This window comes from Micromonospora sp. S-DT3-3-22 (assembly GCF_015354745.1).
In the GTDB taxonomy this organism is placed as follows: domain Bacteria; phylum Actinomycetota; class Actinomycetes; order Mycobacteriales; family Micromonosporaceae; genus Micromonospora; species Micromonospora wenchangensis.
Genome location: NZ_JACGMO010000204.1, coordinates 1 through 7,320, shown reverse-complemented (window position 1 = coordinate 7,320; position 7,320 = coordinate 1). Strand labels below are relative to the sequence as shown.

The window sequence follows — 7,320 nt, the reverse complement described above, 5'->3', positions numbered from 1 at the left end:
GCGGGTCGCCGCCGGCCACCCCGGCCGCCGCGGCGAGCACGGCCGACCCCTCGGTGGTACGCAGCGCGGCGAACTGGTCGAGATCCACCCGCCCATTGTCCGGTCCTCCCGGGAGACCGACTCGGGTGGGCCGATGTTGCGGTGTCCGGGCGGTGTCGTCACCGCAACATCGCCACCATCGAGTTGATCATCGGCGGGACGGCGACACGAGGGGCGGCAGATTGGCACTCTCCTTGACGGAGTGCTAGCCGAGGAATAACCTGCGATTAGCACTCTCACCCTGAGGGTGCCAGCGTCCGGATCATCCGGTCCGGGTGCTGAACGCCAGGCGGACCGGCACCCGCGACGACGGCCCCGCCCGGTGGCATGTGGCAGATTGACGCTGGTCGGACTCTCGGCCGGCAACGAAACCAAGTACCCCAGGAGGGTATGCCCGTGACTACCGCGACCAAGGTTGCGATCAAGCCGCTCGAGGACCGGATCGTGGTCCAGGCGAACGAGGCTGAGACCACCACGGCGTCGGGCATCGTGATCCCCGACACCGCCAAGGAGAAGCCGCAGGAGGGCACCGTCCTCGCCGTCGGCCCGGGCCGGATCGACGACAAGGGCAACCGCGTGCCGCTCGACGTCAAGGTCGGCGACACCGTCCTGTACTCGAAGTACGGCGGCACCGAGATCAAGTACGCCGGCGAGGAGTACCTGGTGCTCTCCGCCCGCGACGTTCTCGCGGTCATCGAGAAGTAACCAAACCGATTCCAGTGTCGTCGCCCCGGTCCGGCTCGCCGGGCCGGGGCGACGTCGCTTCGAAGGGACATTCATGGCGAAGATCCTGAGCTTCTCGGACGACGCCCGGCACCTGCTGGAGCACGGTGTCAACGCCCTCGCGGACACGGTCAAGGTCACCCTCGGCCCGCGTGGGCGCAACGTCGTCCTGGACAAGAAATTCGGTGCGCCGACGATCACCAACGATGGTGTGACCATCGCCAAGGAGATCGAGCTCACCAACCCGTACGAGAACCTCGGCGCGCAGCTGGTCAAGGAGGTGGCGACCAAGACCAACGACGTCGCCGGCGACGGGACCACCACCGCGACCGTGCTGGCCCAGGCGATGGTCCGCGAGGGCCTGCGCAACGTGGCCGCCGGGGCCAACCCGACCGGCCTCAAGCGGGGCGTCGACGCGGCGGCCACCAAGGTCTCCGAGGCGCTGCTCGGCCGGGCCGTCGAGGTGGCCGACAAGGAGTCGATCGCGCACGTCGCGACGATCTCGGCGCAGGACGCCACCATCGGCGAGCTGATCGCCGAGGCGATGGAGCGGGTCGGCCGCGACGGTGTGATCACCGTCGAGGAGGGCTCCACCCTCACCACCGAGCTGGAGGTGACCGAGGGTCTCCAGTTCGACAAGGGCTTCATCTCGCCGAACTTCGTCACCGACTCGGAGTCGCAGGAGTCGGTGCTGGAGGACCCGTACATCCTCATCACCACGCAGAAGATTTCGGCGATCGAGGAGCTGCTGCCGCTGCTGGAGAAGGTTCTCCAGAACAACAAGCCGCTGCTGATCGTCGCCGAGGACGTCGAGGGCCAGGCGCTGTCCACCCTGGTGGTCAACGCGATCCGCAAGACCATCAAGGTCTGCGCGGTCAAGGCCCCCGGCTTCGGCGACCGCCGTAAGGCGATGCTCCAGGACATGGCGATCCTGACCGGTGCCGAGCTGGTCGCCCCGGAGCTGGGCTACAAGCTCGACCAGGTCGGCCTGGAGGCGCTCGGCACCGCCCGGCGCGTCGTGGTCGACAAGGAGAACACCACGGTCATCGACGGCGGCGGCCAGTCCGCCGAGGTCGCCGACCGGGTCGCCCAGATCCGCAAGGAGATCGAGGCGTCCGACTCCGACTGGGACCGGGAGAAGCTGGCCGAGCGGCTGGCGAAGCTCTCCGGCGGCATCGCGGTCATCAAGGCGGGCGCGGCGACCGAGGTCGAGATGAAGGAGCGCAAGCACCGCATCGAGGACGCGATCGCCGCGACCAAGGCCGCGGTCGAGGAGGGCACGGTCCCCGGCGGCGGTGCCGCGCTGGCCCAGATCCGCGCGGTGCTCGACGACGACCTCGGCCTCACCGGTGACGAGAAGGTCGGTGTCTCGATCGTGCGCAAGTCGCTGGTCGAGCCGCTGCGCTGGATCGCCCAGAACGCCGGCCACGACGGTTACGTGGTGGTGGAGAAGGTCGCCGGTCAGGAGTGGGGCCACGGCCTCGACGCCGCCAAGGGCGAGTACGTCGACCTGGTGAAGTCCGGCATCATCGACCCGGTGAAGGTGACCCGCAACGCGGTCACCAACGCCGCGTCGATCGCCGGTCTGCTGCTCACCACCGAGAGCCTGGTCGTCGAGAAGCCGGAGCAGCCGGAGCCGGCCGCCGCCGGTGGGCACGGCCACGGCCACGGGCACGGTCACCAGCACGGCCCGGGTTTCTGACCCGGTAGTACGCCAGCTCAGGGCGCACCGTCGACGTCGGCGGTGCGCCCTGACGCGTACGGTGACGGCTGCTTACGGAACGGTGACGTGGTTGGCGGCCGGCCCGGTCGATCGACGACACTGGCCGGATGAGCACCACCCCCCGTGGCTTCGCCGCGCTGGCCGGGGTCACCGCCGCCGTGGTGGCCATCGGTGTCGCCGAGCCGGTCGCCGTCCTCACCGGCCCCCGCTCCGCCCCGCTGATCGCGGTCGGCGGGGTGGTCGTCGACACGGTCCCCGAGCCGCTCAAGCAGTTCGCCATCGACGTCTTCGGCCGGTACGACAAGATCGCCCTGCTGGTCGGCACGGCGGTGCTGCTGGCGGCGTTCGCCGCCGGGATCGGGATGCTGGCCGCGCGGCGGCTCGCGGTCGGGCTGGTGGGCATCGCGGCGTTCACCGGCCTCGGTGTCGCCGCCGCGCTCACCCGGTCCGGTGCGGATGCCGCCGATGCCCTTCCCGCCCTGGTCGGCGGGGGGCTGGGCGCGCTGGTTCTCTGGGCCTTCGTGGCCGGTCCCTGGCAGCTCGACCCCTGGCCCTGGCAGCCACCCACCCCGCTGCCCACCACCCCGCCGGCCGCACCCCCCGAGCCGTCCCCGTCCCCGTCCCCGTCGGTCGAGTCGTCCCCGCCGTCCGGGGTGACCGGGCCGTCCCCGACTCCGCTGTCGCCGACTCCGCCGGTCGGGCCGTCCCCGACTCCGTCGTCCCCGATGCCCGCCGCCGAGCGAGCCGCCGTTCCGCTCGGCCCGGCCCCGGGGGGCGGGTCGCCGGTCGCGCCGCCGGCCGGGTGGGAGCCGTTGGAGTCGACCGACCCGGAGTCCCGGCGTCGGTTCCTGCGCGGTGCGGGCCTGCTCGCGGGCGCGGCGACCGTGGTGGGGCTGGGCGGGCACTGGCTCGCCGGTCGACGGGGCGTCTCGGCGGCCCGGGATGCCGTCGCGTTGCCCACCCCGTCGGCGGTGGCGCCGACGGTGCCGGCCGGCGCGGATCTGTCGTTGGCCCAGCTCGCCCCCTACACCACCCCGAACAGCGGCTTCTACCGGATCGACACGGCGCTGGTGGTGCCGCAGGTCGATCCGGAGACGTGGCGGTTGCGCATCCACGGCCGGGTCCGCAACCCGATCGAACTGACCTTCGCCGAGCTGCTCGCCCGCCCGATGGTGGAGCGGTACGTCACCCTGGCCTGCGTCTCCAACGAGGTGGGCGGGGACCTCATCGGCAACGCCCGCTGGCTGGGCGTACCGCTCAAGGAACTGCTCGACGAGGCGGACCCGGAGGAGGGGGCCGACCAGGTGGTCGGCCGCTCGGTCGACGGTTGGACCTGCGGCACCCCGACGGCGGTGCTGCGCGACGGCCGGGACGCCCTGCTGGCGGTCGGGATGAACGGCGAGCCGCTGCCGGTCGAGCACGGGTTCCCGGTGCGGATGGTGGTGCCGGGCCTCTACGGGTACGTGTCGGCCTGCAAGTGGGTGACCGAGCTGGAGTTGACCAGCTTCGCCGACTTCGACGCGTACTGGGTGCCGCGCGGTTGGTCGGCGCAGGGGCCGGTGAAGACCCAGTCGAGAATCGACACCCCGCGCTCGCGTAACCGGCTCACCGCCGGTGAGGTGACGGTGGCCGGGGTGGCCTGGGCCCAGCACCGGGGGATCAGCCGGGTCGAGGTACGGGTGGACGGCGGGGCCTGGCAGGAGGCGACCCTCGCCCCGGCGGTGTCGGTGGACACCTGGGTGCAGTGGTCGTGGCGGTGGCCGGCGACCCCGGGCGAGCACACCCTCCAGGTGCGGGCGACCGACCGGGACGGCGAGACGCAGACCCCGTTGACCGCACCGGTGGCCCCGGACGGGGCGACCGGCTGGCACAGCGTCACAGTCACCGTCCGCTGATCCCCCATCACCGTTAAGTCATCAAGAGTGATCAATGTACGGATAGCCGAAAATTCCCCGGTGGTATCGAGGGTTGAGGCTGTGGGAGCGCTCCCGTAACATACCTGACGCGACTGTTAACGTTCACCTAACAACGACCACCACCAATGTGCAGGTCGCCATCCCGTCAGGAGGGTGTTTTATGTCCAGATCCAGATCGGCCAATGTCGGCCTGATCTCGGCCGGTGTCGCGTTGCTGGCGTCGGCGTCGGTGGTCACCGCGCTGCCGGCAGGTGCGGCGGCGGCGGGTTGCTCGGTGAACTACGCGGTGTCCTCGGAGTGGGGCGGCGGCTTCGGGGCCAACGTCGCGATCACCAACCTGGGCGACGCGCTGAGCAGTTGGACGCTGACCTGGTCCTTCGCCTCCGGGCAGTCGGTGACCCAGGCGTGGAACGCGACCGTGACGCAGAGCGGCTCGGCGGTCACCGCCAAGAACGTGAGCTACAACGGCGCGATCCCGACCAACGGCTCGGTGTCGTTCGGTTTCAACGGGGCGTGGACGTCGAGCAACCCGGTCCCGACGAGCTTCGCGCTCAACGGGGTGGCCTGCAACGGCGGCACGACGCCGACCAACCCGCCCACCACCCCGCCCCCCACCACGCCGCCCCCCACCACCCCGCCGCCGACGACACCTCCGCCGACCACCCCGCCGCCGACGGGTAACTGCTCCCTGCCGTCGACCTACCGCTGGTCGTCGACCGGCCCGCTGGCGCAGCCGAAGTCCGGCTGGGCGTCACTCAAGGACTTCACCATCGCCCCCTACCAGGGCAAGCAGTTGGTGTACGCCACCACCCACAGCAGCAGCGCCACCGGCGGCTGGGGTTCGATGAACTTCGGCCTGGTCGACAACCTCAACCAGCTCGGCTCGGCCCCCCAGAACACCATGAGCCAGAGCACCGTCGCGCCGTCGCTGTTCTACTTCGCGCCGAAGAACATCTGGGTTCTCGCCCACCAGTGGGGCCCGACGTCGTTCTCGTACCGCACGTCGACCAACCCGGCCAACGCCAACGGCTGGTCGGCCGCGCAGACCCTGTCGACCGCGAAGATCACCGACTCCGGCACCGGCGTGATCGACCAGACGATCATCGGCGACGACCAGAACATGTACCTGTTCTTCGCCGGCGACAACGGCAAGATCTACCGCCAGATCATGCCGATCGGGAACTTCCCGGGCAGCTTCGGCTCCAGCTACACGACCATCATGAGCGACACCACGGAGAACATCTTCGAGGCGCCGCAGGTCTACAAGGTCGCGGGCCGCAACCAGTACCTGATGATCATCGAGGCCAGGACCAGCTCCTGGGAGCGCTACTTCCGCTCGTTCACGGCGACCAGCCTGAGCGGCACCTGGACGCCGAACGCGACGACCTACAACAACCCGTTCGCGGGCAAGGCCAACAGCGGTGCCACCTGGACCAACGACATCAGCCACGGCGAGCTGCTGCGCACCAGCGCGGATCAGACGAACACGATCGACCCGTGCAACCTGCAGCTGCTGTACCAGGGCCGCGCCACGAACTCGGGCGGTGACTACGGCCTCCTGCCGTACCGGCCGGGTCTGCTGACCCTGCAGCGCTGACGGCGTGACGCAGGCGCGACCCCGCTGTTCCTGACTCCCGCGACCGGCGGCGTACGCCGTACCGGATGAGCCGCTCGACGGCTCGGAGCAGGATCGGGTGGAATGAAGGGGCGGGTCCGGCGATGCCGGGCCCGCCCCGCTTCTCGTCCGTGCCGGGAACACGTGCCGGGAAACGACGAGGCCGCGCTCCGATCATCGGAGCGCGGCCTCGTCGAGGTGTGGGGGGTCGGTCAGGCGATCTTGCGCTGGGCCGGTACGGCGGTCTTGTGCGAAGCGCCGAGCCGGGCCTCCATCCGGGCGATGTCCACCCGGGTCTGCCGGCGGTCGGCCAGGTCCTCCCAGCCGAGGGCGAGCAGCCGCAGCCGCTCGGACTCGCTGAGGCCGCCCCAGACGCCGTACGGCTCCCGCACGGACAGGGCGTGCGCCGCGCACTCGGCCCGCACCGGGCAGGCCTGGCAGACGGACTTGGCACCGGACTCCCGGCGCAGCCGGGACGAACCGCGCTCGCCGTCCGGGTGGAAGAACTGTGCGCTGTCCCGACCCCGACAGGCGCCGAGACGCTGCCAGTCCCACAGGTCGACGATGGGTCCGGGCAGTCTACGTACGTTCGACATCAGCACCCCTCCTCCCGCGCGGCACCGCGGAGATCCTCGTTGAACCGGCGTCCGGGCTGTGGTCCGCGCTGGCGTACCCCGTTTCCGGCGTGGAGCCTCGGTACCCGAACCCTCGCCGACTCACACGTGTTGAGATCGAAAACCCGAAGCCTCCTGCGGCATATGACCCAAATGTCGGAAAAGTTCAGAGGATTGCCCGGAACCTCCTCCCCGGTGGACCCCGTCATGGTCTGCTCGTGTCCGGAGAGGAGACCACCGTGCGTACCGTTCTCGTATGCGTTCGGACACCGATCGCCGCGCAGCAGTTGACCAACGCGGCGGCGCGACTCGGCCTGGCCGCGGTCGTCCGGACAGCCGTCTCCGATCCCGAGGTGATGCTGCGGCTCGCCGAGCGCCCGGTCGACGTGGTGCTGGCCGACACGGCGCTCACCCGGCCGGACAGCGCCGGCTTCGTGCGCCGGGTGCTCGCCCGCGCCCCACAGGCCGCGGTGCTGCTGCTCGGCACCGAGGAGTCGGAGGCGGCGGCGGCCACCATCAGCGCCGGGGCGCGGGGCCTGATCCAGGGTGCCGACCACGACCTGACCAGCGCGGTGGCGAAGGCGTTGCTGCTGCTCGCAGCACCCGGCCGGCCCGCCCGGCACCGGGTCGCCGACCCCGCCCGGGACACCGCCGCGGTCGGCGCACCCCCGCGACCCGGTCGTCCGCCCG

5 protein-coding genes and 1 pseudogene are annotated in these 7,320 nt (G+C 71.0%); 5 read left to right on the top strand and 1 reads right to left on the bottom strand.

Annotation, left to right across the window (positions count from 1 at the left end):
* Positions 1 to 429 precede the first annotated feature (429 nt).
* From groES to H1A17_RS32815, 4 genes are all read left to right on the top strand, one after another.
* Positions 430 to 744, top strand: coding sequence for a co-chaperone GroES (gene groES / locus H1A17_RS32830; protein WP_084261531.1), 315 nt, complete (start codon positions 430 to 432; stop codon positions 742 to 744).
* A gap of 73 nt (positions 745 to 817) precedes the next feature.
* Positions 818 to 2,464, top strand: coding sequence for a chaperonin GroEL (groL, locus tag H1A17_RS32825; RefSeq protein ID WP_145921697.1), 1,647 nt, complete (start codon positions 818 to 820; stop codon positions 2,462 to 2,464).
* Positions 2,465 to 2,847: 383 nt separating this feature from the next.
* Entirely contained in the window at positions 2,848 to 4,380 is a 1,533-nt protein-coding gene (locus H1A17_RS35735; RefSeq protein WP_375372851.1) for a molybdopterin-dependent oxidoreductase, read from the top strand.
* 181 nt (positions 4,381 to 4,561) lie between these two features.
* Positions 4,562 to 5,998 carry a non-reducing end alpha-L-arabinofuranosidase family hydrolase gene (locus H1A17_RS32815; protein WP_194823705.1) on the top strand — a complete coding sequence of 479 codons (1,437 nt, stop codon included), beginning with the start codon at positions 4,562 to 4,564 and terminating at the stop codon, positions 5,996 to 5,998.
* A 230-nt stretch (positions 5,999 to 6,228) separates the two neighbouring features.
* On the opposite strand, the gene H1A17_RS32810 is transcribed toward H1A17_RS32815, so the two are convergent.
* On the bottom strand, positions 6,229 to 6,612 hold the full coding sequence (locus H1A17_RS32810) for a WhiB family transcriptional regulator (protein WP_088645816.1): 384 nt from the start codon (positions 6,610 to 6,612) through the stop codon (positions 6,229 to 6,231).
* Positions 6,613 to 6,869: 257 nt separating this feature from the next.
* Here H1A17_RS32810 and H1A17_RS32805 point away from each other — a divergent pair.
* Positions 6,870 to 7,320: pseudogene (locus H1A17_RS32805) on the top strand (helix-turn-helix transcriptional regulator); the annotation flags it as partial.